This window comes from Desulfonatronospira thiodismutans ASO3-1 (genome assembly GCF_000174435.1).
GTDB classification, from domain to species: Bacteria; Desulfobacterota; Desulfovibrionia; order Desulfovibrionales; family Desulfonatronovibrionaceae; genus Desulfonatronospira; species Desulfonatronospira thiodismutans.
The window spans coordinates 902,279-928,503 of sequence record NZ_ACJN02000002.1; the positions used below are offsets into that span (position 1 = coordinate 902,279).

Here is a 26,225-nt window from a genome sequence, read left to right on the forward strand (position 1 = left end):
TTCTCTACTGGATTTTTGGACGGATGAATATGAGCAGCTCGTCCATATTTTCTTCTACTAGTTCATGCTTAAAGAGCCAGCCCAGAATAGGTAGCCTTGATAGTGGTGGTATGCCAGTCTCCCTTTGACTTTCTGATAACTTTTTGATTCCTCCAATTACTATGGTTTCACCATCTTCTGCAAACAGGGTGGTTTCAGCTTTTTTTACCTCAATATTACCTCCTTCGCCTGGAGCATTGTCACTGACCTCAAGGTTCAGTATGAGGTTGTTGTCAGGTGTGATTTGAGGTGTAACAATCAACTCAAGAGTTGCTGGCACGTATTCACGCCTGGTTCTGAGGTCTGCGTCAATGACATCGACTGCAACATCTGTTCCTTGCTCGATTTTGGCTTCCTGGTTGTTTAAGGTCATAATCTGAGGTGCAGAGATTGTGTTTGATTTCCCTTGAGACTCACCCAAGCGTAATCTTGCTTCCAGCACAGAAAAACTCTGGCCTTCATGACCCATATAACCAACACCGAGAAGACCTTCTAAATCGCTTGGGAAGTTGAAAGTATCCGGTGAGATAATGTTTGAATCCAGTCCTGGAGACTGGTATGCAAAGCCCCAATCGACACCCAGTTCGCGGCGAAAACTCTCTGTAGCATATACCACCCTGGCTTCTATAAGCACCTGCCGTTCAGGACGATCAAGATTATCTATCAGTTGAGTGATTTCTTCAAGCTGGGAGGGAGTATCCCGGACTATCAGGGTGTTGGTGCGCGCGTCCTGAGTCACCCGGCCTCTTTCGGACAGAAAATCCTCAATCCTTGGCTGCAGTTCATCAGCCCTGGCGTAATTGATCTGAATAAATCTCTGCTGCAAGGGTTCAAGCTTGCGCAGGCTTTCCTGATCTTCCAGTTCCGCCTGCCTGGAGCGGCGGCGTCTTTCCTCTTCGGCTTCCAGTCTGTCCGCGGTGGTCACCCGGATGATATTGCCCTTGCGCACCATGCCCAAATCTTTTTGAGCCAGGACCAGGTCCAGGGCCTGATCCCAGGGGACTTCCCGCAGGCGCAGCGAAATCTTGCCCTGAACCTCCTCGTCCAAAATGAGATTGTATTCAGTGTGGTGGGTGATGAGGCGCAGAACATGTTCCACCTCAGCGTTTTGCAAATCTATGGATACCGGCTCACCAGTGTATTCTTCCCGCATGCCTGGAAAAAGAGAGTCCTGCATCAGCTCTCCTGCTTCCTGCTCCAGTGTGGCCAGTCCGGCTCCGGCTGGAGCAGCCCCGGGAGCATCACTGCCCGGAGCAATCTGAAACAGTAGTTCATCTTCAGCCTCCTGGACGCTGAAGTCCGGCTCACTGGACCAGACCCAGGTAAGTAAGGCCCCCTCATCAGTGTTTCTCAACAAAAGAGATTTCAAGGAGGTATCCATTTCGTTCAGGCGGTACAGCCGGACCAGTTTTTCCGCTGCTCTGCTTTCCGGCAAAAGTATGTGCATGCGGTCCTGTTCCCTGTCTGTGACTGTATGGCTGAAAGGTCCCTGTCCTAGAAGCTGTACATGCAGGGTCTTGTCCTGATCCACCCAGAAATCGATTTCCTGGATGGTATTCTGTGCATTCAGGTCCTCGGGGGGCGTTTCGGCCAGGGCGCTCTGCGAAATCAGCAAAGCAAAACCGGCTGTGAGCATAAGCAAGGCTGATAGCAACATCAGGTTCTTTTTAAGCATATCAATCACTGTCTCCCGGTCGGAGTTTCAGGGTGCTTAAGCTTTCCTCGATTCCGTAAGCTCCCTGAATATATTCTCTGACCAATACCCTGTCCGGGTGTATTTCCAGCACCTCTCCCTGGTTGGGGCCTATCCTGGTACCCTTGTGCAGCATGAAGCCTTTTCCGTCGGGCATTTCCACCATGGCCATTATTTCCTGCTCCGGGGACTGCATGGTGCCTACAAGCCTCAACTGCCCCAGTTCCACACGCTCCAGGGGAGTCAGGGGCCTTAGACGTTCAAGAGCTGGAAGCGCATCAGGCGGCTCTTCCGGCATGACAAAAGGGACAAAGGGATCCTGCAGCCCTTCCGGGTTGTATTGCGGGGCTTCCACCTGCATCCAGTCCGGGTCAGGCGAGCTTCGGTCGTTGTCCTGCGCCGGGACGGGAAAGACAAAAACAAAAATAAAAGCAATGGAAAATACTGTTTTTGAAACGCCCCTGTTTTTTATTGGCATTTCTTAATCATCCTCCAGGGCTGCCTCTTCTTCGGCGGTAAGCGCCCTGTAGACCCGCAGCCTTGATTCTGCAGTAAGCATCCTGTCCCTGGAGAACTGCTGCTCATCCACAGGACGCAGGCGCAGGCTTTCCAGGCTGACCAGCCTGTCCAGGCCGGCCAGGGCGTCAAAATAACCTACAAGGTCGTGAAAGCGGCCCTGCAGGCGCAGTTGCACACTCCGGCTGGCAAAGTAGTCATGCATCTCCTCGCTGCCGGGCTGGAAAAGGAGAAAGCGCACACCCTTTTCATTGCCCAGACGCTCAAAAGAAGCAAGAAGCCTCTCTAAAGCATGAGTGTCAGCAGGAAGCAGGGTCTGGGCCATCTCCAGTTCCTTTTGCATAGCTTCGGCTTCCTCTTCTTTTTTCGCCAACTCTGCCACCTGACCGGAGTACAGGGCAATGTCCGTTTCCAGATCTTCCAGTTCGGATTCAAGGTCCCTTGCCTGCTGCAGGTTGGGGCCTATAAAGAACTGCCATGAGCCTCCGCCCACAATAACCACCAACAGGACCAGGATAAGTATCCTGCGCCCTGTACTCAGGGATTCCACCCCGGCGATTATCTGCTCTCTGCTCAGTTTCATGGCCTACTCTTCATTGCTGCCCTGCAGGGTCAACTCCCCGGGCAAAGGTTCTCCTGCCTGGACCAGGAAGTCAAACTCCACCAGGTCCAGATCCTGCACCTGCCTGCGCGAGGTTCTTCTTGTGTTGACCTTGTGTACATAAGGCGACTGACGTAAATCGTCCACGTACCGGGCAAAAACCTGGTTGTCCAGGACCACTCCCCGGATCTCCAGGGTGCTGTCGGGGTCCAGGTCCATGGATTCAAACCAGATCCTCTGGTCGGGCAGGTTGATGACCAGGGTTTCTATGTAGCGTACCGGAAGTGGCTGTATGGTGCGTATATCCTTGATGGCCCGGATATTGGACTGCATCTGTTCCATCTTGTCCTTGATCTCGTTAATGTGTCTTACCTGCTGCAGCAGTTCGTGTCTTTGTTCATCCAGGTCGGCAACCCTGTTTTCAAGGCTGGAGACCCGGCTGCCGGACCACAGGATAAATACCGCGCACACAAGGCTTATGCACACAATCAGGCCCAGGCCCAGGATGAGCTGTTTTTCCGCGGGTTTTACCCTGGCCCTTTTGGAGTGCGGTAACAGGTTGATTTTGATCATGGGTTAGATAAATCCTCTCAGGGCAAGGCCTGTAGGTACGCAAAACTGTGGCTTGATCGACTCCAGGTACTTGAGATCGAAATCATTGGACTTTATTTCCACTTTTTTCCAGGGGTCCATGTGCCTGGTCTCCAGCTGCAACTCCTCTTCCAGGATGCTGCCAACACTCTGAAAAAGACTTCCTCCACCGGACAACTGGAGAATGGCGGCTTGTTTAACCGCCGGCACGGATGTCTGATAAAAGCTCACAAGTCTTTTGATTTCCGAGGCCCAGGTCCGCAGAACTTTTCCGCATTCGCTGTTGATGCGGTTTTTATCCTGGTTGCTTAAGGCATCCGGTCCCTGAAGCTTGAGGGCTTCAGCCCGGGAAGTATCCACTTCCAGGGCTGAAGCAATGACATCGGTCAACTGTTTGCCGCCGAAGGACATCTCCCGGAAGAACAGGGGCTGGTTTTTCCAGAATACAGCAAACATACTGTGCTGCCCCCCTATGTCCAGCAGGTATGCCGGCTTTTCGGTCAGTTCCGGATAATTAAATTCAAAACAGTTGCTCAGGGCAAAGGCGTCCACATCCACTATGCTAAGACCCAGGCCGGAATGGTCCATAACCTGGGTAAGGTCCTGAACCACTTTTTTCTTGGTGGCCACGAGAATGACTTCCTGGTTTTCGCTTTCAGGGTCCGGCTCCAGGATATGGTAGTCCAGGTGCACATCGCTTATATCAAAGGGAATGTACTGCCCGGCTTCTTCGTTTATTTTGCTTTCCAGGTCACCGGAGTCTGATTTTTCCAAGAATACCCTTTTTACAATTACTGAATGACCGGCCAGGGATGAGATTACGGATTTGTCCTTGAGGCCCAGTTGCCCCCATGCCTCTTTTATCCGCCGGCCTTTGCTCTGGAAATCTTTATGCTCGGCAGCCGACCAGACGATCCTGGCAACCCTGTCAAGTTGCGGCTCCCTGCCTTTGCGGGCAAGCCTTACAGTCTTGGCCCAGGTGCTGCCCAGGTCCAGGCTGCAGGAAGGGTTTTTGGTCTGCAGGAAGTTGAACATAGTTTTTTTCTGCATATTTCAGGCAGTACCAGGGCTGGTCTTACCTCTAAATAATTAAAGAGTCTTTTAACAGCAGTTGAGGAACAAGGCATTAAGGCCTGATGGTCAGTACAGGTATGGGGGCGGATTTGACTATCTTTTCCGCCACCGAGCCGAACAGTACCCGGTCTATGCCCTTGCGTCCGTGGGTACCCATGATTATCATGTCCATGTCCTCCTGGTCAGCATACTTGAGTATCTCTTCTGCTGCGTATCCAGTGAGTACCTGGCCGGTGGCGTCAACTTCGCTGAAGTTTTCCTGAATGAAGATATCCATGGTTTTCTCGGCTCCGCTGACAATTTCTCCCACAAAATTTTCAATGGATGTGGGAGGGACGTGAAAGCCCACGTATTGCGACAGGCTGGGAGCGATGTAGACCACCTTTACAGAGGAGTTCATGGATTTGGCAATGGTCTGGGCGTAATCCGCCACCTTGGAACTCATATCAGAGAAGTCAACCGCGCACAGAATCTTTTTTACCTCGGCCATAATGCCTCCTTGGCTGGCTGGATGTTTATAAATTTTTGACTATGATGCCAAAATAAAAGAAAAACCACAAGCTTTTCAAGGCAGGTTAAAAGGAGTATGGAAAATGCCCATTTATGAGTATCATTGCCCGGACTGCAATAAGGTTTTTGAGGAGTTGGTCAAAGGCCAGCCGGACAGGGTGACCTGTCCCGGGTGCAAACAAGATGTCACCTCCAACAGGTGTATGTCCGCAGCCGCTTCTTTTTCCCGGCGTGACAGTTCCGCACTGCCAGGCTCTGCAGCAGCACCCTCATGCGGGCCGGCCAGCGGACCCACCTGAGGCTTCTAAAGTCTGCTTTGGTGCAAAGCAGGAAACGTATTTTCTGGGCAGATACCGGGAAGGACGGAATACTATAGGCAGCTGGCTTGCAGCTGTGGCCGGGAGATTTACGAGCCCATGGTGTCGAAGCTGTGAAATTTCATGGTAAATCCGGCCCGGCCCTGGGTGGCGGAGCGCAGGTCCGTGGAGAAGCCGAACATATTGCGAAGCGGAGCCAGGGAATGAATGATTTTCTGCTCCCCGCGGTCAAACATGTTCTCCACCCGGGCCGACTTGGCCCCCAGAAGGTTGATGCATTCGCCCACAAAATCCGCCGGGGTCTGGATTTCCAGGTTCATTATGGGCTCCAGCATGACAGGTCCGGCCTGGTTCATGGCGCTTTTGACCGCCTGCACCGCAGCCAGTCTGAAGCCTATGCTGTCTGCTCCCTTTTCTGACTTTAGCCTTTTTACCCGGACGTGGACATCGGTTATGGGAAAGCCCTGCATTTCCCCTGCCTGCAGAGCGTCCTCCACCCCTTCATAGACTGCATCCAACCAGGCCTGGGACCAGCTCTCATAGTCAACCTCCAGGCTTATACGGTTGCCCTGGCCCCGTCCGCGCGGCTCCAGCTGGACTTCCACCCATCCATAGTGAAATTCCTCTCCCAGTTCTCTGGCGAATTCGCCGTGACTCCGGGCCTTTTCTTGTATGGTTTCCTGGTGCACAACCTGGGGATTGCCGGCCCTGAAATCCACGCCGTATTCGCGTCTCATTCTGTGCAGAACAACATCCAAGTGCAGTTCGCCCATCCCGGAAATTATTATCTGATCAGTTTCCTGATCCCGCTCAAAGAAGAGAGTAGGGTCTTCCTGCAGCAGCCGGTCCAGGGCAAAGGTGAGCTTCTCCTCCTCCTGGCTGTTCCTGGGCTCCAGGGCCAGGGAGATGACCGGGACGTAATCGCTTATTTTTTCCAGCAGTATGGGGTCCTTTTCACTGCAGATGGTATCTCCGGTCCGGGCATCCTTCATGCCCGCTGCAGCGACTATTTCCCCGGCCCCGGCCTGTTCCAGCTTTTCCCGGTGTCTTGCGTGCACAGTGAAAAGCCTGGCCGCTCTTTCCTGAATATTCTGGGTTGAATTGAAGACCATGTCCCCGGCCTTTATGGTCCCGGAATAGATACGCAAAAAAACCAGCTTCCTGCCTGTCTCCATGCTTACCTTGAACACCAGGGCCGACAGGGGGGCACTGCTTTTCACCGGAAAGGACCTGCTTTTGTGGGTGGCAGGATCCAGTCCCTGCACCTGGGGCACATCCCAGGGCGAGGGCAGAAATTCGCAGATGGCGTCCATAAGAGGCTGCACCCCTATATTTTTCAGAGCGGTGCCGGAGAGAACAGGCACACCTTTTAGTTGCAGGCAGAGGGTGCGGATGGTTGAAAGAAGTTTTTCTGCGGGGATGTCCCGGCCTTCCAGAAAATCCTCCATGATCTGGTCATCGTGATCAGCCAGGGCCTCCACCAGGATACTGCGCCATTTTGTAACCAGCTGTTGCTCCTGGCTGTCCGGGTGCAGCCTTTCTATAGTCCTGCCCAGAGACTGGTTTTCGAATACCAGCTTCTGCCCGGATATCACGTCCAGTACAGCTTTGAAGTCTTCTCCCTCTCCCAGGGGGACCTGAACCGGGAGGGGAACAGCGCCCAGTTTTTCCTGCATGGCCGTCAATACCGCCTCAAAGTCGGCTCCAGGGCGATCCATCTTGTTAATGAAAGCCAGCTTGGGGATATGGTATTTGGTAGATTGCCGCCATACGGTCTCGCTCTGGGGCTCAACACCACCCACAGCGCAGAATACGGCCACTGCACCGTCCAGGACACGCAGGGCCCGGTCCACTTCTACGGTGAAGTCCACATGCCCCGGAGTGTCTATTATATTTATGATTTTTTCACGCCACAGACAGGAGGTAAAGGCCGAGGCTATGGTGATGCCGCGTTCCTGCTCCTCAGGCAGAAAATCCATGGTGGCGGTGCCTTCGTGCACCTCTCCCATGCGGTGGATTTTCTCGGTGTAGTACAGGATACGTTCGGTCAGGGTGGTCTTGCCTGCGTCTATATGGGCAATGATGCCGATGTTTCGAATCTTTTCCAGTCGGCTGGATGATGGTTTTTTGGCTGCCATGGTTTCTATCCCTGTACAGGGTGAATGGTCTTCAGGAGTTATTGTTTCTGTGGGCAGGCATGCCGGCCCAGAATTCACGTCTGGATGAAAAAAAATGCCTGTCAAGACCAGGCCAGACCCAGCAGGCCTCTAAGCCCGGACTTAATCCCAGGGGTGCCCTGGTGTCTTTGAAGTATTCTTCAGGACCAAAAAATACATCCACATCCATGTCTTTTAGTTCCCCGGGTTCCACATCCAGGATCTCGAAACCTTGAGGGGCCTGCCCGGCCTTTTCCCCGGCCGCCAGAAAATAAACGTCAGGATTGGCCCAGGCCAGTACGTCCCAGTCCCAGTCATGGTTTTTATCCGCCCAGACAGCTGACCTGTATGTCTCTTGTCCTGTAAGATGCAGCCAGCGCCGTCTGTTGAAGGGATGGTTTCCCTTGTCAGGAACATTGAAGTCCTGAGAACAGGCAAAGAACAGACATTCAAGGTCCTGGCCCTGCCTGCTGAGCCAGTCCTTTAAGGTGTCTAAGTCCAGACAGTATATATCTTCTATCCCGGCCAGTTCCAGAGCGGTGAGCAGTTCGGGATTTATTGCCTCCGGGTTATCACTGAGCACGAACACCCCCGTTTCCGTTGAGCCCTGCATGGCAGCCGGCACCAGCAAGGCCAGAAGCTTGTTCCAGGCCGGAGGGAAGCTGTCAATGACCAGGCCTGCATAGTCCACAGGCCTGGTCATGCTTGTCCTGGAAAAATCTGATGCTCTATGCTGCAGACTTCTGGTATAATGGTGGCCATCCAGGCCATAATGAGTACACAAATGGGCTGTCTGCTTTTTCATCCAGGCCCGTTGTTTGAGGGTGGTGCCGGAATAAGCCGCAGCCATGATGTCATCGCTTATCAAATAAGAGTCAAGTTCTGAAGTAATGTTCATAAGATAAATAATGGGGATTATGGGGTGCTGGTTGTGCAGGGAGTTTAAAAGAGGCTGCATTCATGTCAAGAAAAAGGTTGGTATGCCAGGACCAATTTCTGGGCTAAATGAATACCTTGACTTTCCCCATGTCGGTCAGGCGTTTTGCATTCATAAAAAAGCTATGACCAAAAAACCAATAAATTTTGTGAAAACTCTTTTTATGGCGTAACCAGCCACCATCCAAATAAGGTTGATCCTACCAGAATATACAAATCCATCGTGGACACTGGAGTATTGAAAACAGCAGACATTATATCCTTGATTGGACTTATGACGAAGACAGAAACAGAATAAGAACCGGAAACGGCCCTGCAAATACAAATCGCTTGAGAGGTTTTGCCATAGGCTTGCTCAAGTCCAAAGGAGTGAAAGACATCGCCCAGAAAGTGAGAGAACTGCACCAAAAAATCAGGCCCGTTCTGGACTATTTTGAGATGACAAAAAATTCTCGAAAACACAGAATAAAATAAAAGAGAAAAAAAGCCGTGATACGGCATCAAATTGGCATTGCATATGTTGTACACTCAGGTTAAAGGGGGGCTTCCAAGGCGCAAGGCCTTGAGAGTTTTGCAGGCCTGATGGGGTATGTTTTCCCCACGGCCCAAGAGGGGTTATGGCATATTTTCGTACCCTGGAGAACCGGCTGGTCAAGCTGCAGGGGCTGTTCAAGAAAAAAGAGCGCCTGCTCATCATGATCAACGCTGATCCCGATGCCCTGGCTTCGGCCCTGGCTTTGAAGCGTCTGTTGTATCGCAAGGTGCACTCGGTGGGCATAGCACATGTAAACGACATTTCCAGGCCGGACAACCTGGAGATGATCAAACTGCTGCGTATTCCCACCAAGAGGTTTTCCCCCGCCCTGCTGCCCCATTATGACAGGTTCGCCCTGGTTGATTCCCAGCCGCACCACCACAAAGATCTTGCCCGGGTCGACTATTCTGTAGTCCTGGATCACCATCCATTGGACAAGGAAAACCCGGTTCAGGCCGACTACCAGGAGATAATCCCTGAGTACGGGGCCACCAGTTCTCTTCTCACAGAATACCTGTACAATATGAAGATTCGTCCAGGGAAGCTTCTGGCCACGGCCCTGGTATACGGCATAAAGACCGATACCCAGAGCTTCGAGCGCAAGTTTTCCGATGTGGACATCCGGGCATTCAGGCATCTGACCAAGTTCTACGAACCACTGCTTCTGCAGAACATTATCAGGTCCGAGTTTCACCGGGAATGGCTCAAGTATTTTTCCCTGGCCTTCCGCAAAATCAGGTTCATGGGCAACGGGGCCAGCGTGTTCATGGGCAAGGTGGATTCCCCGGACATTCTGGTTATCCTGGCGGACTTCTTTTTGCGGGTACACAATATTTCCTGGGATATCATCAGCGGGATACACGAGGACAGGCTGGTTATCATATTCAGGGGGGACGGCCTGCGCAAGGACATGGGCAAGCTATGCACCCAGATGTTCAAGGACCTGGGGCCTGCCGGAGGACACAAGCAAATGGCCAGGGCGGAGATACCCATAGAAAAGATAGATCAGAAGCATGCCCAGCAGTTTATACTGCAGCGCCTGGCCGATGTCCGCAACAAAAAGAAAAAGACTTCCAGGACCGCCAACTCCAACAGGAAAGAAAACTCTGCAGGGAAGACAAATAATGATCCGGGAAAAGATTGAGTATAAAAACGAACCAGTTTTCCTCATTGACGGCAGTTCCTTTCTGTACCGGGCGTTTTATGCCTATCCGGATCTGAAGCGCTCCGACGGCCTGCCAACCAACGCCATCTATATAGTCATCCGCATGCTTTTAAAGATCGTTAAAGAGGAAAAGCCGGAGTATATGGGTTTTTTCCTGGATGGCAAGGGACCGACCTTTCGCCATGAACTGTATATCCCCTACAAGGCCCAGCGTCCCGGAATGCCCGAAGGACTGTCCGCACAGATCGAGCCTCTAAGGGAGGCGGTGCGGATTCTTGGAATCCCGGAATATACAGCCCAGGGGCTGGAGGCGGACGATCTTATTGCCGGTTATACTGAAATCTTCAAGAGCAAACATCCGGTGATCATAGTAGCTTCGGACAAGGACCTGAAACAGCTCCTGGATGATCATGTCTATCTCTGGGATCCGGGAGCAAAGAATGCCGAGATTCTTGACTGTGATGGATTCAGGCGCGAGACGGGCATAGGCCCTGAGCAATGGCCGGATTACCAGGCCCTGGTGGGGGACAGTTCGGACAACATCCCGGGAATACCCGGAGTGGGACCCAAGACCGCCCTGAACTGGCTGAAGAAATTCCCCTCCCTGGAAGAGCTGCAGGCGGGCCTGGATGAGCTGAAGCCAAAGGAACAGGAAAAGCTGCGGGAGCATATGGATGATGTTTTTCTGTACCGCAGGCTGACTAAGCTAAAGCCGGACTGTTTGAGCGGGGCCGGACTGGAAACCCTCAAGACAAGGCCGGCTGATCCGGTTGAGCTTCAAAAATTTCTGGATGAATACGAGTTTAAAAGCCTCAAGAACGAGATCCCGGGAAGCCAGGAACTTAAGCATGAGCAGAGCCGGGAAAAGGGCGGGGTGCAGAAGGCCTGGGCTGAAAAAGAAGAGCTGCCTGATTGCCGGGGACAGATTACCGGGCTTTACCTTGGCCAGGACAGTTACCTGGTGGCCCTGGAAGACCAGGAATGGGAGGTATCGAAAAAAACGCCGCCCATTGAAAAGCTTGAATTTTGCAAAAAATATGTATTTTCCCTGAAAGATCTGTACAGGGAAAATCAGGACTGGATGCAGGAACCTGTGTCCGGTTTTTTTGATATTTCCCTGGGGGTGTACCTGCTTAATCCGGAAGAAAGGGATTACAGTTTTGATCGGATATTCAGAACATATGCTCCTGAAATTGCGGTGCACCGGGAGAACAGGGCTGTGGCTGCCCTGAAGATCGGCCAGATGGTGGAAAAACGACTTGATGCCGCTGGTCTTCTTGGGCTTATGCAGGAGCTGGAGATGCCCCTGGTGCCGGTGCTTTGCCGCATGGAATCCGCGGGAATAGGCATCGACCTGGCGGCTTTTGACAATTTTCTAAGGCAGGTGAAAAAAAGCCTGGATGATTTGACCGCCAGTATCTATTCCCTGGCCGGAAAAGAATTCAATATCCGCTCCACCCAGCAGACGGCCCAGGTTCTTTTTGATGAACTGGGTCTCAAGGCCAGGCGCAAGACTCCTAAAGGGGCTTATTCCACCTCCAACGTGGTCCTGGAGTCCATGCGCCGCGACCACGACATTGTTGATCTTATTTTACAGTACAGAACACTGGAAAAGCTGCGTTCCACCTACCTGGAACCCCTGCCCAGAAAGGTGGACGTCGGGGGCAGGCTGCACACCACTTTCAATCAGCTGGCCACGGCTACCGGGCGTCTTTCCAGCAGCAACCCCAACCTGCAGAACATTCCCATCAAGGGGGAGTTCGGCCCCAGAATGCGGGCCTGTTTCAAGCCCTCCAAGGGCAAGCTCCTGGTGGCTGCGGACTACTCCCAGATCGAGCTGCGCATACTGGCGCATATGTCCATGGATCCCAATCTGCTCCAGGCCTTCGGAGGCAATGAGGATATACACCGTCGCACGGCCGGGCTTTTGTTCGACAAGGATATACAAGAGGTCAGCCAGGATGAGCGGCGCAAGGCCAAGACCATAAATTTCGGACTGCTGTACGGGATGGGGCCACAGAAGCTGAGCCGGGAGCTTAGCATATCCATGGAAGAGGCCAAAGAATTCATAAGTGTTTACTTCAGTAAGCTGGACAGGGTGCGGGACTTTTATCAGCAGATCGAGGAAAAGGCCCAGGAGCAGGGGTATGTGACTACCATGGCCGGGCGCAGACGTCTTCTGCCGGATATAAATTCCAGAAACACCAACATGGCCCAGCAGGCCAGGCGTACCGCTGTCAACACCGTCATCCAGGGGTCGGCGGCGGATGTGATAAAAAAGGCCATGCTGGCTGTGGACAGCGATTCAGAGCTTCGTTCCCTGGGAAGCGTCATGGTTCTGCAGGTGCATGACGAACTGCTTCTGGAAGTGGATGCCCCCGTGGCCCAAAAGGCCGGGGAAAGGCTGGCCCGGGTCATGGCCGGAGTGGAGAGCCTGGAGGTGCCTTTGCTGGTGGAGTGGGGAACCGGGGAGAACTGGGCCGAGGCTCATGGGTGATTTTGGGAATTTTGGGATTCTGGGATTGGGGAATTAGGGAATTTAGGGATTGGGGGATTTTGGGATTGAGGGATTGGGGAATTGGGGGATTATGGGTGGGGACAGATACTCAGCTGAAGGCAAAATAATACGAGACTCTGAGGGATACTGTCGATACCGATTCCGATACCGATCCCGACCCCGAGAAAGATTGGCAGGTCCCTGAAAGCATAATGGAATATATTCTATGAACAAGCTTACCTATCTGACTCCTGAAAAAGGGCCGCTGCCGGAGCAGGTGCGCAGGGCCATGAGCCGAGACGTATGGGGCCTGAGGGAGCAGGAGATAAAAGAGGCATGCATCAGGATCGAGGCCGGTCTCAAGGCTCTTCTGGGAACAAAAGAGCCTGTAACCGTCTCTTTTGCTGGTGCTGCCGAAGTCCTGCGCAGGACGCTTCAGGCACAGTTTGAGCCTGGAGACGAGGTGCTGGTAGTGGAAGCCGGAATGCAGGGACTGCAGCTCTCCGATGCCGCCCAGTCCTGCGGCCTGGAGGTAGTGGCCCTGCCCATACCCTGGGGAAGAGCGGTGAAGCCCGGGGAAGTTGAGAACACCCTGTCCCGCTGGCCGGGGATCAAGGCTGTGCTGCTTCCGGCAGTGGAGTCCTCCACGGGAGTGCTGCATCCAATGCAGGACATTGCCGGGCTTTGCCGGTCCTTTGAAAAGATGTTGGTGCTGGATGCAACAGGGCTTATCGGATCCCACCTTTGTATGGCTGATGCCTGGTCCGCTGATTGCGTCCTGAGTGCTTCCGGCCCGGATATCATGGCTCCCCCCGGGGCAGTGTTTACTGCTTTCAGTCACAGGGCTCGCGAAAAGATGCATAAAATTTTTCAAGGGGATAAGTCTCTATGGCTTGACCCGGGGAAAATCAGTCCGGGGGAGGTTTTCAGGCATCCATTGCTGCATGTGCTGCCTGCCCTGGATGAGGCTCTGGGTATTTATATGCATCAGGGCCTGGATCACGCATCACAGCACTCAAAGGCCCTGTGTTTAATGGCCCGCGCAGGCGTGGAGGCCATGGGCCTGGAGCTTCTGGTCCACCGTGAGTTTGCCCGCAGCCTGACCAGCATCAGGCTTCCTCCAGGAATTGATGAGAAAAGGCTTTTACAAATGGCCAGGGATGATTATTCAGTGGTCATGTCCGGAGGGCAGGGGCAGCTTGCAGGAAGAACAGTGCGCATGGGGCATGCCGGATGCACATCCTGGAAAGATGTCCTGGCCGGGCTTGTGGCCCTGCACCAGGCCTTTGTGGATTGCGGCGGGGTGTCCGGGTCCCGGGATTATCTGGAACGGGCCTGGCTGGCCTACACCAGTAGCTCGGAGCACAAACAGCTATAACTTTATCAGGCCGAAGATGCAGGCAGGTTTATTTGCCGCATGGTTTCGGTGTTCAAGGAGGTTTTACTCATGGAGGAGAATAACGAAAACGTCAAGGTGACGGATCGCAGGATCAACTACGATCAGGACAGCGCAGAACAGCAAGGTGCTGCTCAGGAGAGCGAGGCCAGGAAGATGGAACGCAAAAAGGCGGCGCAAGACTACAAAGATGCTGCTGCAGACAAGGAGAATGCCTATCCCCGGCTGGATTTCTCTACTTTTGTGTTTTCGCTCAGTTCATCCGCCCTGGCCCATCTGGGGGAGATGCCCAACCCGGAAAACGGTCAGCATGAAGTAAACCTGCCCCTGGCCAAGCAGACCATTGATATTCTGGCCATGCTGGAGGAAAAGACCCGGGGCAACCTTACTCATGCAGAGGAACAGCAGCTCAAGGATTTTCTGTTTGAAGTACGCATGAAATACGTGCAAAAGGCCAAGTAAGGTTCTGGCTGCTAGACCCGTACCGGCTCGAAGCTGTCCCCGGTAATGCACTCACCCCCGCGGGAAGTGACCTGGAAGGTGTTTTCCACACCTACCATGCCTGTGCCGGGAATGCCGATCTTGGGCTCCACCGCCAGGAACATGTTCTCCTGCAGGGGCTGATCAAATCCTTTGGCCAGGGGTGGATATTCATCCACCGCCAGGCCTATTCCGTGTCCCAGGAAGGGGACCTTGTTGCCGCCAAGTCCCATGAATCCCTGGGACATGCGTTCTTTTTCCGCCATTTCCGCAGCCATGAGGTAAAGCTTTGAGGGGGTGTTGCCTGGTTTTAACCTTTTGGCCACCTCTTCCTGGATGCGCATGCACAGTTCGTGCGCCTGCATCACTTCCCGGGGAGGATCCCAGCGGCCGGGGAAATAGACCTGGGTCTTGTCGGTCTGGTAGCCTTCCAGGGCAAATCCGCAATCCAGGGTCAAAGGCTCGTCTTCCTGCCAGACCTTGCCGGCATAGCCCATCTGGGTGATGGCCGGGTGCTCTCCGCGCAGGCCTACGGGTCCGTTGAACACACTGGGATAATTGGCGCTGTCCCCTGCAGCCACGTGGCCCAGAAAGATTTCTTCCCCGAAGTTCTGCATGCGCATAAGGCCCTGGTGACCCTGAGAAAAAAAACATTCCCATACCTTCATGCTGATTTCGCGTTCGGTCATGCCCGGGTTTATCATCTCCGGCAGGAGATGATAAAGTGCATAGTGATGGCGACGGCCACAAAGCTGCATCTTTTCCGCCTCCCAGGAGGTCTTGACCATGCGGGTCAGGGACAGGGCCTGGTCCACGGCGACAAACTCCGGGCCGGTAAGACGCTTTTGCAGGTTGTCCGCAAGTCCCCAGGGAAGACCCATTTTTTCCGCCCCCAGGCGTTTGGGGATGCTCAGGTGGAAATCAGACAGGATGCCCGGCACCTGGCCGAAGGATTTAAAGGATACCACGCGCTCCAGAGGAGATTCCAGGCTGAATCGCTGCAGGCCCTTGCGGCACATGAATACCGGATCGCCCTCCATGGGAATCCAGAGCAGGCCGTTGCCGAAGGAGCCGGTAAAATAATATATGTTCAGGCGCGAAAATATCATGGCCGCTTCGCAGTCCAGGCCGCTGGAGCGGATATTGTTTCTAAAGGCCTCGATTCTTTGCTGCATCTCCTCTGCCGGGAGCTTTTCCAGACTTTCAAACATATGTTCTCCTTGATTTGGTTTATTCCACCAGGGTGTAGTCCATCCTTCTTTTCCTGGGCTGGAATCCGGACTTTTGCACCAGCAGGCGCAGCTTATCTTCAGGGAGCTTGAAGCTGACCCCGGCTGCAGCCACCACGTTTTCTTCGATCATGGTGGAACCGAAGTCGTTGGCCCCCCACATGAGGGCCAGCTGTCCAACATGGGCCCCCTGGGTCACCCAGGAAGCCTGGATGTTGGGTATATTGTCCAGATACAGGCGGCTTAACGCCAGAAATTTCAAGTATTCCACCGAGGAGGCTTCGCTTACGTTCATCAGGGTGTTGCCGGGCTGAAAGGTCCAGGGAATAAAGGCAGTGAAACCATGGGTCATGTCCTGAAGATCCCGGATTTTCTGCAGGTGTTCCAGGCGCTCCTGCATGGTCTCCACATGCCCCATCATCATGGTGGCCGTGGTTTTAAGGCCCTGATTGTGGGCTTCGTGCATCACATCCAGCCACTGCCGGGCAGTGCACTTGCGCGGAGCAAGCTTCCTGCGCACCCGGTCCACCAGGATTTCCGCTCCGCCTCCGGGTATGGAATCCAATCCGCTTTTTTTCAGCCTGGAGATGACCCGGCTTACGGAAATATTTTCCCTGCCGGCCAGGTAGAAGATTTCCGGCGGAGAAAATCCGTGCACAGCAAGATCCGGAAACCTGTCTTTGATAAAACGCAGCAGTTTTTCATACCAGTCCAGATCCAGGTCGGGATTTATGCTGCCTTGCAGAAGGATCTGCATGCCGCCCAGTTCAATGGTTTCAAGGATCTTTTGTTCCAGTTGTTCAAAAGTAAGCAGGTAGCCTTCATGGTGGCCCGGAGGCCTGTAGAAAGCACAAAATTTGCATCCCGATATACAGATGTTGGAATAGTTGATGTTGCGGTCAACAATGTAGGTGACCACGTCTTCCGGATGTAGTTTTTTTCTGGCTTCATGGGCCATGCGGCCCAGATCAAACAAATTCTGCTCTTGCCAAAGCTTTTGCGCCTGGTCTAAATTGATTCTCTGCATAGATTTTCCGCGGTCGAGTCGGTTTTCATGGGGAAAAAGACTTTCCGGATTTAAGCTGTATATTGTTTTTGAAGGACAAGTCTGAAAGGTTTACAGACTGTAATTCCCGGTAAAGGAGTATATTATGATGGATATTCACAGGGATCAAGATATAAAAAATCTCCTGCAAAAGGCAGTAACCATAGCGGTGGTGGGGGCCAAGGACAAACAGGGGCAGCCTGTGGATGCCGTGGGCCGCTACCTCATTCAGGCAGGCTACAGGGTGATTCCGGTACATCCCAAGAGAAAGGGAGTGTGGGGCCTGGATACTTATCCGGACCTGACCGGGATTCCTGAACCCGTAGACATTGTTGATCTTTTCCGGGCTTCGGACTATTGCCCGGATCATGCCCTGGAAGTCCTGGAGATGGAGAATACACCCGCGGCCTTCTGGATGCAGCTTGGGATCACCTCGGCCCAGGCTGAAGAAATTTTGAAGGACAAGCCTATCCAGGTTATCCAGGACAAGTGCATCATGGTGGAACACCAGAGACTTTTGGGAGCATAAAGGATTGAAGCAGCCCAGACCAGCCTTTGACTGTAAAATTTGCGGGCAGTGCTGCCAGGGTTCCGGAGGGATCGTGGCCACACTGGCAGAGCAGCAAAAAATCGCCGACTACCTGGAAATGGACCTGCTGGAATTTCAGAAGATCCATGTGCAAAGAAAGGGCGACAAATTTTTTATCCGCAATAATGACCATGGATGGTGCATTTTTTTCGAGTCCGGCAAAGGATGTGCTGTTCATCCGGTCAAACCACGTACATGCAGGGCCTGGCCTTTTTTCCGGGGTAATCTCATGGATGAGTCCAGCTTCGAGATGGCCAAGGATTTCTGCCCGGGCATTGATCCTGATGCGGATTTTCAGGAATTCGTGAGGCAGGGAATGATGTATCTGCAGGAGCAGGGCCTGGGACGCGAACTTGAAGACGATGCCGGGAATGCGTTGCGTACCTCGGATATAGATTGATAACAGCTGACAGAACAATAACAGCATCTGACACATAGAATGGACAGGCAGGAAAGTTTGAGGATACTGGGCCTTGGCCCGGATGCAGACCTGGAGAGCATCAAGAAGGCTTACAGGGAGCTGGCCTTTGAGCTGCACCCGGATCTAAACCCCGATGATCCGGAGGCCGGGTACAAGTTTCACCAGGTGAACACCGCCTACGTCACCCTGCGCAAGCAGGCCAGGGAAGGTTGGCATGACTATGCTGAAAGCGGTAAAAAAACCAGGGCGTCCCGCAAGGAGGCCACAAGGACATATGAACGCCATGCAAGGTCCGAGGCCGCCCGGGAGAGCACGGAGAGCAAAAGGCATTACGAGAGCAGCGCACAGCAGGCCAGGGAAGGTTTTTTTTACCGACAGGAAGAGGTGCTACGGGATATTCTCAAAGATCCCTTTGCCAAGCAGGTATTTGAAGATATTTTCAAGAGGCTTAAAAGGGACAAAAAGGATACTCATCCTGCAGAAATCAAGAAGCGCAGGTTCAAGCTTGAGTGGGGCAGGATCAATCTGGATGTGGATCTCTCCGGGGGGGTATTTGCCGGAATAAAGAAATGGTTTTCCTCCCAGCTGGATGACGAGCAGACTGTGTATTTAAGCCCGGTCAAGCTAAGACCCGGGAGCAGTATCCGCATCAATGTGGAGCGCAGGTGGGCCGGGCCGCCCCAGGTGGTAAGCGTCAATCTGCCCCAGGATTATGTTGTGGGCCGCCCGGTGAGGCTGAAGGGCCTGGGCCGCAAGATAGGACCATGGAAGGGGGATCTGTACCTGAGGCTGCTGGCCAGATGAGCCGGGAAATGAGGCTGAATAAGGCCCTGGCCCGGGCTGGAATATGTTCCAGGCGCAGGGCGGACGGGCTGGTTTTTTCCGGCCGGGTAAAGGTGAATGACGAAGTGGTCCGTGAGCCAGGAATCAGGGTGGACCCGGAAAAGGACAGCATCATTGTAGACGGCCGCCCGGTCAAAATTGAGACTGAACAAGAGCGCGAGCTTGTCCATGTCATGCTGAACAAGCCGGTTCAGGTGGTGACCACCACGAGCGATCCCGGGGGCAGAGCCAAGGTCACGGATCTGTTGCCGGACAGACTTAGACGCATGCGCCTTTTCCCTGTGGGCCGCCTGGATTATTTTTCCCGGGGGCTTTTGATTCTTACCAATGACGGGGATCTGGCGCACAGCCTGACCCATCCCTCCAGAAAGATCCCCAAGGTTTACCGGGTTAAAATGCGCGGGGATCTAAGCAAAAAGAAGCTGCAGATCATGCGCCGGGGAATGGTGCTCAGTGAAGGGGAGAAGCTGGCCCCGGTGGAGGTGAAAATACTGCAGCAGACCAGGGATTCAGTCCTTGCGGAAATGACCCTGGTGCAGGGGATCAACCGTCAGATCCGCCGCATGTGCCGGGATCTGGATATGGTGGTGCTGTCTCTGGTCCGGATAAGGCAGGGTCCGCTTGCTCTGGGTGAACTCAAACCCGGAGAGTGGCGCTACCTTGAGCCCGGGGAAGTCAGCCAGCTAAGGAAGTGGTCATCCAGAACGAACCACCCCCAGCCCCTCCTTAACCAAGGAGGGGGGTAGTGAGTGCTGTATGCATGCTACAAAGCAACGTGACAGCAGCATATTTAAAGAATTTATCAAAAACTGTATTTATTTGGCAGGGGATTGACCTGCCGGTATTTTGCTGTACCCACAGGACGTAAACCCGAAAATAACCGGGCCATCTCACTCCTCAAAGGCCCTGGTGATGACCTGCTCCCTCTTGAGGGGGCAGAAGGAGGGGAATTTTTCTTCCATCTCCGGAATGGGCCTTTTTGAAGGCATGGACACGTTGCACTCCATTTTGCCATTCTCAAGGGTGTTGCAGAAAGGGCATTCCGAAGAACACTTCTTGACCACTATAACCATGACTTTCTCCTGTTCGGGGTTGAGCTACTTTTTACAGAGTCATTTTGACGGGCCGCAGCAACAGAAAATCAGTCCACCCGGCCTTCCCGGATTTCCACGTCTTCGGGGCTGAATTCAAACTTTTCCCGGTCCAGCTCAGGGTCTGTCTCCATTGATTCAAGTCTTAGTTCATTGCCGTTGCCAAAAAAATCCACCAGCAGGATACGGTGCAAAAGGCCCTGGTCATCCGACCACAGATAGGCCAGGACCAGGTCCGGTTCCGGACTGGCCGGGACCAGCTTCAGCTTGTGCAGCCCGTCTTCCATCCCCTGTTCTTCCACCTGGAAATCCTCTGTAAGCTTGGCCTGACCGGATATGAAGTTGATCATGGCTCTTGAGGTGAGCACCTCTTCCACTTCGTATTCGTAGGCCACTTCATCATCAGGAAAATAGTTCCACACTTTGTCCTGGTCTATAACCAGCAGTTCCTGGTGGGGAGCATCGGCTTCCCAGCGGACCTGCAACGGTTTTTTAAAGTAGATGCTTCCGGTACGTTCCTGGGTCTCCTTGGTGGCCGCGTTGGTCAGAATCTGCACGTAGTCGGCCTTGAGCCCTTCCAGGGCATCAAGGCGGTCCTGGACCCTGTCCACCACCTCCTGGTCTGATGCCGTTGCCGGCAAGGCAAAGCATAATATAAGTGTCAAGCTTAATATAATAATACGTTTCATAATTTTTCCTGCCAGCTGGACGCTGGTGTTATGGGTTGGTTTTATGATCAATTAGAAATAATAATCTTCCGGGATGAGTTTGTAAAGAAAGATTGTTTTTTGCCTGCAAACATTTATTAAAACAGCGGCGGACTGTGATGGATGAAGAGTTTTAATTCCTGTCTGCCGGAATTGCGTACTCCATGCTCTGCACCTGCCGGGGCAAAGATGTAGTCGTCAGCCGCTACCGGGTGCCAGGAACCGTTTAAGTATACCTCACCCTCACCGGAGACCACGTATATGGAATCCGCCTGGGTGTCATGGGTGTGCGCGGGTATTTCCACCCCGGGCTGGATCAAAAGCTGGGAAACTCCCACAGCCGAGCTTTCCTGGCTGCTTACCTGGATGGCTATCCTGACCCCGGAAAACTTTGGATGATCCTTGAACTCTCTGTCTCCGGCGGGAAAAAGACTGCCCTGCATAACAGAACCTCCTGTAAAAGATAATTGTGCCTTGTCCTCTAATTTTTTTGGCAGCAGGCGTCAATCCGGAGGTTACGAGGCTACGGGCAGTTCGTCCCAGGAAGTGGTGTACCTGGGGGAGAGTTTTTCCCTCTTTATGCCCCAGTCGCCGGGGGCATAAAGGGTCTCCGCGGGCTGCAGGGTATTGCGGCCCCACCTGGCATTGATATGGTCCATTGCAGACATGAGTTTTTTTTCTTTCTTTTCCCGGCCGGCCCCGGGCTGAAAAAAAGTGGGCCTTTTCCGGGCCCGGGGTTCGATTCTGGTGAGCATTACCCCGGCTTTCTTGTAGCTGTATCCCGGCCTGTATATCCCCTCGAGGGCATTAAGGGCATGCCGTATAAGTGTCGGGGTGTGGTCGGTGGGGTACATGATATTGGCTGTTCCGGACGGGGAATGCTGTGGAAGATCCTGTCTGAACCTGTTGGTATACACAAAGACCGTTACCCCGGAGCAGACTGATCCCTGGTGGCGCAGTTTCTGCGCGGCCCGGGTTACATAGCAGGCCAGGGCGGTCTGCAGTTCCTGCAGTGTTTCCACGCAGCGCCCGAAGGACCTGGAGCTGATTATGGTCTTGTTGGGTCGCGGGGTCCTGTCCAGGAAATGACAGGGTATGCCCTGCAGTTCCAGCAGGATATGCACCCCCTCCACGGTCATCCTGGACTGTACCCAGTCCCTGGACTGCCGGGAAAACTGCAGGGCGTTTCTGACGTTGTAGCTTTTAAGCAGCAGGGCATACCTTCTGCCTATCCCCCATACGTCTTCCACGTCTGTCAGCTCCAGGCAGGTGCTTCGCATTCCCGGTGAACCCAGGTCCAGAACCCCGCTATGCTCCAGGTGCTTTTTGGCGAAGCGGTTGGCGATCTTGGCCAGAGTCTTGGTGGGGCCGATGCCTATGGACACGGGCATGCCCACCCACTTTAGTATTTTTTCCCTTAGGTCCCGGGCAAAGCTCTCGGGGCTTTGGGGAAGGCTGTCCAGGATCAGAAAGGCCTCGTCTATGGAGTAGACCTCCATGTCCGGGACGATCCGGTTCAGGCTGCTCATGACCCGGGAGGACATGTCTCCGTAAAGGGAGTAGTTGGAGGAGAAGACCTGGACCCCGTGCTTTTCAAATATTTCCCTGTGCTCAAAAGCAGGGGCCCCCATCCTGATGCCCAGGGCCTTGGCCTCGTTGGAGCGGGCTATGACGCATCCGTCGTTGTTGGACAGCACCACTACAGGCACGTCCTGCAGAGAAGGGTCAAAGACCCGCTCGCAGGAAACGTAGAAGTTGTTGCAGTCCACAAGGGCGAACATTCTGGTCATGCATAGCCTCCCGTGCAGTCTGGAAAATATTTATCCAAGCTTTCTGATCACCGCCGTGACCACTCCCCAGATATGGGCCTCCATGGCATCGGTTATTTCGATGGGTCTGAACCCGGGGTGCTCCGGGACCAGGACGCCGCGTCCCTGCCTGTAGCGAAGCCTTTTGACCACCATTTCGTCATCCAGCACGGCCACTACGATCTTGTTGTGGGCCGGTTCCACGGATCTGTCCACCAGGAGGATGTCCCCGGGCAGTATCCCGGCTCCCTGCATGGACTCTCCGGCCACCCGGATGAAAAAGGACGCGGCCTGGTTGTGTATCAGGTACTCGTTGAGATCCAGGGTCCTGTCCAGATAGTCGTCAGCCGGAGAGGGAAACCCGGCCGGAACCAGAGCTGATACTTCAGGCAGCAGTACCTCGGGGCTTTCCGCCCTGGGGGACATGATGCGGCTTTTTTTGCTCATTAGTAAGTCCCCGAGGCAATTCAGCTCAGTTCATCTATGTTTATGCGCCTTCCGCAGGACGGGCAGCGCATGAGTTCGCGCATCCTGGCCATGGGTCTGAAAAGGTGGTAGATGCCCCGCCCGGTGAAGACGTAAGCCACATAAACCTTGTGTCCGCAAGCACAGAATCTTTCCTGCATGACTTTCCTCCTTGCTGTGGATTTAACACAGATTTAAAAAAACATGTTGGTAACTTTATCTGACACCCTACCCATCTGGATTACGAGCACGGTGTAAACTCCCCTCCTTAGCCAAGGAGGGGCCGGGGTGGTTGTATGAGATCCCTTCCTTATTTCGGATGTTGCCCCGAAGGGACCTCTTTTCCGCGCAGGGTCGCGGAAAAAGCCTGGTTTACTTTTGTAAACAAAAAAGACAAAAAAAGCCTGTATCCCTGAACCCCTGGGAACAGGCGGCGACATATGGTTCCCGGTTCCCGGCTTCAGGAATACTCCCGGCTGCTCCACAACACGCGCCCGACGATTCTCAGGGAGTCCACTTCGTCGCCGTGCAGGGTGATGGATGAATACCTGGGGTTGGTGCTCAAAAGTATGACTATTCCCGGAGCTGATTCCACCCTTTTTACCTGCAGGCCTTCCTCCAGGCCCAGCACGAATGGACTCCGGCCGGTGATCTTTTTCTGGCCCAGATCCACCAGGATGTTGTCACCCTCTTCCAGTTCCGGGGACATGCTGTCCCCCATGACTTCCATGAGAACCAAGTTTTCCGGATGTCCCTTTTTTCTTAACCAGTCCGTGGCAAAAGGGATCTCGTCAACGATATTGTCCCGTACATCCAGGGATCCCCCCCCGGCACAGGCTCTGGCCGAGACCCTGGGCACGAAAAAGGTGCCTTCCCGGCCGGCCTGGTAGACCGGTCCCTTCCCGGTCTGGATCCAGTTGGGATTTATGCCGAATACAGAGGCGATTTTCAGGCTCCAGGATGCGGGCACACCTCTTTTTTTGGCCAGAGTGATGGCGGTCGCCCCCACCCCCAGGATATCGGCCAGCTGCCTCTGGGTGTTTATCTCCGTGGCCCTGGCCACGCGTTGAAAAAAATCCTCGAACTGCATTATGATCCTCTTGTTTTCGAGAGTTTACAAAAGTAAACATTCTTGTCAAGAAAAAAGTCTTTATGCGCTGCAAAATTATTTTGTCCGGAAAGAACATTCAACTAAAGCGGGGACCGGCGGCGGCTAACCCTGCCGGGGACGTCCGATCTTGGAGTAGTATTCCTTGAGGTCCCTTCGGATGAACTTGCGGACCCGGTCCAGGCTTGCCCCGGATTGAAACAGGTGCTGTCTGACGGTGCGCTGCCTGAGCTGGTCCAGCACATGGCTTTTGACCTTGGCCCATAGACTCCTGCGGTAGTCGCTGTCCAGGTGGACAAGGTTGTCGGGATTGCGCAGGGTTTTCTGTAGAAGGTTTCTGAAGCGGACTCTGGCGAAGATGACCCAGCCCAGGACGAAAGTCAGCAGGGCTGCGGCAGCAGGGACGATGACCTCCATTGAAAGAAGCGATGTCTGGGTTATTCCGGAAAAAAGGCCCTGGTCCTGCAGAGGTTGGTGACCCTGCAGGAGGACGAAGCCAAGGGCAAAAACGGCCAGGGCTGCAGCCAGGGTCCATTTGAAGGTGCCGGAGAGGAGCTGCCTGACCCTCCTGGAGAAACGGTGCAGGGCCTCGCACACGAGTTCGAGTTCCCCGGTTTTACGATCGATGTTTTCCAGGATATGGTTGATGCGCATGGCCTGGGCGCTGCCGATTTTTTCTTTGAGTTCCTGGCGTTCCTGGGGCCATTCCTGGTTGGACTGGTCCAGTCTGGCTTCCCTGGGGGAGTAGGTAAGAAAGACGTGCGGCATGTCCTTTCTCCCGGTCATCTGGGAGATATTCCAGCAAAGGGTGCCGTAGGAGCGGATAAGGTCGCTTAAATTGTCGCATTCATCAATTCTGCTCATAACATACACAACCCTGTCTTCGCCCGTCCTTCCAGGCAGTATGTTTCTGATGGTGCTGAAGTTTTCCTTGATGGTGCCTGCCTTGTGCGGATCGAACATGAGAACAATCATGTCCGCCATGGCAGCCAGTTCTCCAATGACCTCCAGGTACTTGTAGCCCCGGTCTCTTTCCGCGGTGGAGTCGATCATTCCCGGGGTGTCTATGATGGCCGTGTTTTCCAGCAGTGGAGAGGGGACGTTTTTGAGGCAGAGGTGGGAAATGAGGTTTTCCCCGTACGCCTTGAGCCCGGCGAAAGGGTACCTGGGATCGTTTACCAGGGTGGACCCGGGGGTCTCTCCGGGGACATTTTCACCGTCATTGGTGATTACAGTGAAGGAATCGTCTGTAGGCGCCTGGCCGGTTCTCTGTACGTCTATTTCCAGAAGCTCATTGATGAGGGTGGACTTTCCCGAGGAATAGCTGCCGATGACCAGGATCAGGGGCTTCCATTTCATGGTGGAGTCAAGCCAGTTTACATCCATGCCGTATTTGGAGAAAACAGGTGCGATTGTCTTTCGAACCCTGTCCTGGATCTCTTGCTGAAAAGCCTTGTCGTCCATGATTGCATCCCCGTGTTTATGCAATATGCAGTTGAACAGCCTGTAATATTACAGGCTTTTTAAATAAATGTTACATGAATGGTAGAAACTAAAAAGGGGCTTCATCCATCCCGCCGGCTTCGGAAGGGAAGGCTGGTCCCATCTTTTCCTGGCTTTCCCTGGCCTGGGATTGATCCCTGCCCTGTTCCGGGGCAGCTACATAGGATTCCCCTCCCTGGCTTTGCCCCTTGGAGTCCAGTCCCTGAACTCTCATAGCTACTATCTCAGTGGTATATCGGTCCTGGCCCTGTTGATCCTGCCATTTCCTGGTCTGCAGTTTGCCTTCCACCAGCGCCAGGCTGCCTTTGCGAAGAAAGTTGGCGCAGAACTCGGCGGGTTTATTAAAGACCACCACCCGGTGCCATTCAGCCTTGTCCACCTTGTTGCCGTCCCGGTCGGTGTAAGATTCGTCCGTGGCTAAACTCATGTTGACCACAGGCTGACCGTTGGCTGTATAGGCCAGCTTTGGGTCCTGGCCCAGCCTGCCCACTATGATAGCTTTATTCATTGACCCTGCCATATATCCTCCTTACGGTTCCTTGTTCTATGAATTCAGTCAGCGCACCACGTTTTGCTGCATGCGGTCCAGAACGTCTTCAAGCTCGTAGGCCGCCCTGTCCGCGGCCCTTGGGTCCCAGTCGCTCAGGCTTCTCTGGAGTTTGTCGCGCAACTGCCCTGCGGTCTGCAGATCCTTCTGGATGGCCTCTTTGAGGTTTGGAGACAACTGCCCAAGTTTGTTGCGGTCCACGAGGGCGTCCACAAGCTTGATGTGGAAATCTTTTTCAGCTTTGATCTGCAGGCTGTCCATGTCAAAGGCTGCTTCTGCCAGATCGCTCCACCTTTTTTTGGCTTCCTCGGGGTCAAAAGTCTGGGCCATGACCCGGATCTGGATTATTTCTCCCATGACGCA

General features: G+C 53.7%; 29 protein-coding genes. 9 read left to right on the plus strand and 20 right to left on the minus strand.

What is annotated here, in order from left to right; all coding sequences use genetic code 11:
- Window positions 1–4 precede the first annotated feature (4 nt).
- From DTHIO_RS10305 to DTHIO_RS10330, 6 genes are all read right to left on the minus strand, one after another.
- Entirely contained in the window at window positions 5–1,714 is a 1,710-nt protein-coding gene (locus DTHIO_RS10305; RefSeq protein ID WP_008870235.1) for a type IV pilus secretin PilQ, read from the minus strand.
- A gap of 1 nt (window position 1,715) precedes the next feature.
- Entirely contained in the window at window positions 1,716–2,210 is a 495-nt protein-coding gene (locus DTHIO_RS10310) for a pilus assembly protein PilP (protein ID WP_008870236.1), read from the minus strand.
- A 3-nt stretch (window positions 2,211–2,213) separates the two neighbouring features.
- Window positions 2,214–2,831: a type IV pilus inner membrane component PilO gene (locus tag DTHIO_RS10315; protein ID WP_008870237.1), complete on the minus strand. Its 618-nt coding sequence runs from the start codon at window positions 2,829–2,831 to the stop codon at window positions 2,214–2,216.
- Window positions 2,832–2,834: 3 nt separating this feature from the next.
- Window positions 2,835–3,422 carry a PilN domain-containing protein gene (locus DTHIO_RS10320; RefSeq protein WP_008870238.1) on the minus strand — a complete coding sequence of 196 codons (588 nt, stop codon included), beginning with the start codon at window positions 3,420–3,422 and terminating at the stop codon, window positions 2,835–2,837.
- A gap of 3 nt (window positions 3,423–3,425) precedes the next feature.
- Window positions 3,426–4,490 carry a type IV pilus assembly protein PilM gene (gene pilM, locus DTHIO_RS10325; protein ID WP_008870239.1) on the minus strand — a complete coding sequence of 355 codons (1,065 nt, stop codon included), beginning with the start codon at window positions 4,488–4,490 and terminating at the stop codon, window positions 3,426–3,428.
- 76 nt (window positions 4,491–4,566) lie between these two features.
- Complete coding sequence (locus DTHIO_RS10330) at window positions 4,567–5,004, minus strand: universal stress protein (RefSeq protein WP_008870240.1); 438 nt, start codon at window positions 5,002–5,004, stop codon at window positions 4,567–4,569.
- A 103-nt stretch (window positions 5,005–5,107) separates the two neighbouring features.
- Between DTHIO_RS10330 and DTHIO_RS10335 the strand changes: the two genes are divergently transcribed.
- Window positions 5,108–5,323: an FmdB family zinc ribbon protein gene (locus DTHIO_RS10335; RefSeq protein ID WP_008870241.1), complete on the plus strand. Its 216-nt coding sequence runs from the start codon at window positions 5,108–5,110 to the stop codon at window positions 5,321–5,323.
- A gap of 107 nt (window positions 5,324–5,430) precedes the next feature.
- On the opposite strand, the gene fusA is transcribed toward DTHIO_RS10335, so the two are convergent.
- Window positions 5,431–7,479 (minus strand): elongation factor G, encoded by a 2,049-nt coding sequence (fusA, locus tag DTHIO_RS10340; RefSeq protein ID WP_008870242.1) that lies wholly within the window; start codon window positions 7,477–7,479, stop codon window positions 5,431–5,433.
- Window positions 7,480–7,510: 31 nt separating this feature from the next.
- Window positions 7,511–8,455, minus strand: a complete 945-nt coding sequence (locus DTHIO_RS10345) for a hypothetical protein (protein ID WP_008870243.1) — start codon at window positions 8,453–8,455, stop codon at window positions 7,511–7,513.
- A gap of 595 nt (window positions 8,456–9,050) precedes the next feature.
- On the opposite strand from DTHIO_RS10345, the gene DTHIO_RS10350 reads away from it, so the two are divergent.
- From DTHIO_RS10350 to DTHIO_RS10365, 4 genes are all read left to right on the plus strand, one after another.
- A complete protein-coding gene (locus DTHIO_RS10350) occupies window positions 9,051–10,112 on the plus strand; it encodes a DHH family phosphoesterase (RefSeq protein ID WP_008870244.1) in 1,062 nt (353 codons plus the stop codon).
- Entirely contained in the window at window positions 10,093–12,630 is a 2,538-nt protein-coding gene (gene polA / locus DTHIO_RS10355; protein WP_008870245.1) for a DNA polymerase I, read from the plus strand. Before DTHIO_RS10350 ends, polA begins: the two co-directional genes overlap by 20 nt.
- A gap of 226 nt (window positions 12,631–12,856) precedes the next feature.
- Window positions 12,857–14,008, plus strand: coding sequence for a pyridoxal-phosphate-dependent aminotransferase family protein (locus tag DTHIO_RS10360; protein WP_008870246.1), 1,152 nt, complete (start codon window positions 12,857–12,859; stop codon window positions 14,006–14,008).
- Between the two features lie 69 nt (window positions 14,009–14,077).
- Window positions 14,078–14,488, plus strand: coding sequence for a DUF1844 domain-containing protein (locus DTHIO_RS10365; RefSeq protein WP_008870247.1), 411 nt, complete (start codon window positions 14,078–14,080; stop codon window positions 14,486–14,488).
- Between the two features lie 11 nt (window positions 14,489–14,499).
- Here the strand turns inward: DTHIO_RS10365 and DTHIO_RS10370 are convergent, their stop codons facing one another.
- Window positions 14,500–15,717 (minus strand): M24 family metallopeptidase, encoded by a 1,218-nt coding sequence (locus DTHIO_RS10370; protein ID WP_008870248.1) that lies wholly within the window; start codon window positions 15,715–15,717, stop codon window positions 14,500–14,502.
- Window positions 15,718–15,736: 19 nt separating this feature from the next.
- Window positions 15,737–16,762, minus strand: coding sequence for a cyclic dehypoxanthinyl futalosine synthase (gene mqnC / locus DTHIO_RS10375; protein WP_040418261.1), 1,026 nt, complete (start codon window positions 16,760–16,762; stop codon window positions 15,737–15,739).
- 124 nt (window positions 16,763–16,886) lie between these two features.
- On the opposite strand from mqnC, the gene DTHIO_RS10380 reads away from it, so the two are divergent.
- Genes DTHIO_RS10380 through DTHIO_RS10395 form a run of 4 tightly spaced genes read left to right on the plus strand, consistent with a single transcriptional unit; the run spans window position 16,887 to window position 19,379 of the window.
- Window positions 16,887–17,309 carry a CoA-binding protein gene (locus DTHIO_RS10380; RefSeq protein WP_008870250.1) on the plus strand — a complete coding sequence of 141 codons (423 nt, stop codon included), beginning with the start codon at window positions 16,887–16,889 and terminating at the stop codon, window positions 17,307–17,309.
- Between the two features lie 4 nt (window positions 17,310–17,313).
- A complete protein-coding gene (locus DTHIO_RS10385; protein ID WP_008870251.1) occupies window positions 17,314–17,769 on the plus strand; it encodes a YkgJ family cysteine cluster protein in 456 nt (151 codons plus the stop codon).
- A gap of 39 nt (window positions 17,770–17,808) precedes the next feature.
- Window positions 17,809–18,594, plus strand: coding sequence for a J domain-containing protein (locus tag DTHIO_RS10390; protein WP_008870252.1), 786 nt, complete (start codon window positions 17,809–17,811; stop codon window positions 18,592–18,594).
- Window positions 18,555–19,379, plus strand: coding sequence for a pseudouridine synthase (locus tag DTHIO_RS10395; RefSeq protein ID WP_244156354.1), 825 nt, complete (start codon window positions 18,555–18,557; stop codon window positions 19,377–19,379). The genes DTHIO_RS10390 and DTHIO_RS10395 overlap by 40 nt, the downstream gene beginning before the upstream one ends.
- 144 nt (window positions 19,380–19,523) lie before the next feature.
- Here the strand turns inward: DTHIO_RS10395 and DTHIO_RS10400 are convergent, their stop codons facing one another.
- The 10 genes from DTHIO_RS10400 to DTHIO_RS10440 form a co-directional block, all read right to left on the minus strand.
- Window positions 19,524–19,706 (minus strand): hypothetical protein, encoded by a 183-nt coding sequence (locus DTHIO_RS10400; protein ID WP_008870254.1) that lies wholly within the window; start codon window positions 19,704–19,706, stop codon window positions 19,524–19,526.
- 68 nt (window positions 19,707–19,774) lie between these two features.
- Window positions 19,775–20,413 carry an outer membrane lipoprotein periplasmic chaperone LolA gene (gene lolA / locus DTHIO_RS10405; RefSeq protein WP_008870255.1) on the minus strand — a complete coding sequence of 213 codons (639 nt, stop codon included), beginning with the start codon at window positions 20,411–20,413 and terminating at the stop codon, window positions 19,775–19,777.
- 116 nt (window positions 20,414–20,529) lie between these two features.
- Window positions 20,530–20,874: a cupin domain-containing protein gene (locus DTHIO_RS10410; protein ID WP_008870256.1), complete on the minus strand. Its 345-nt coding sequence runs from the start codon at window positions 20,872–20,874 to the stop codon at window positions 20,530–20,532.
- A gap of 72 nt (window positions 20,875–20,946) precedes the next feature.
- Window positions 20,947–22,221 (minus strand): Y-family DNA polymerase, encoded by a 1,275-nt coding sequence (locus DTHIO_RS10415; protein ID WP_008870257.1) that lies wholly within the window; start codon window positions 22,219–22,221, stop codon window positions 20,947–20,949.
- 30 nt (window positions 22,222–22,251) lie between these two features.
- On the minus strand, window positions 22,252–22,686 hold the full coding sequence (locus DTHIO_RS10420; RefSeq protein WP_008870258.1) for a LexA family protein: 435 nt from the start codon (window positions 22,684–22,686) through the stop codon (window positions 22,252–22,254).
- Between the two features lie 20 nt (window positions 22,687–22,706).
- On the minus strand, window positions 22,707–22,865 hold the full coding sequence (locus DTHIO_RS21850) for a hypothetical protein (protein ID WP_008870259.1): 159 nt from the start codon (window positions 22,863–22,865) through the stop codon (window positions 22,707–22,709).
- Window positions 22,866–23,164: 299 nt separating this feature from the next.
- A complete protein-coding gene (locus tag DTHIO_RS10425; protein ID WP_008870260.1) occupies window positions 23,165–23,794 on the minus strand; it encodes a LexA family transcriptional regulator in 630 nt (209 codons plus the stop codon).
- 123 nt (window positions 23,795–23,917) lie between these two features.
- Window positions 23,918–25,276 (minus strand): dynamin family protein, encoded by a 1,359-nt coding sequence (locus DTHIO_RS10430; protein ID WP_008870261.1) that lies wholly within the window; start codon window positions 25,274–25,276, stop codon window positions 23,918–23,920.
- 88 nt (window positions 25,277–25,364) lie between these two features.
- On the minus strand, window positions 25,365–25,835 hold the full coding sequence (locus tag DTHIO_RS10435; protein WP_008870262.1) for a single-stranded DNA-binding protein: 471 nt from the start codon (window positions 25,833–25,835) through the stop codon (window positions 25,365–25,367).
- 36 nt (window positions 25,836–25,871) lie between these two features.
- On the minus strand, window positions 25,872–26,219 hold the full coding sequence (locus tag DTHIO_RS10440) for a hypothetical protein (RefSeq protein WP_008870263.1): 348 nt from the start codon (window positions 26,217–26,219) through the stop codon (window positions 25,872–25,874).
- Window positions 26,220–26,225: the final 6 nt, after the last annotated feature.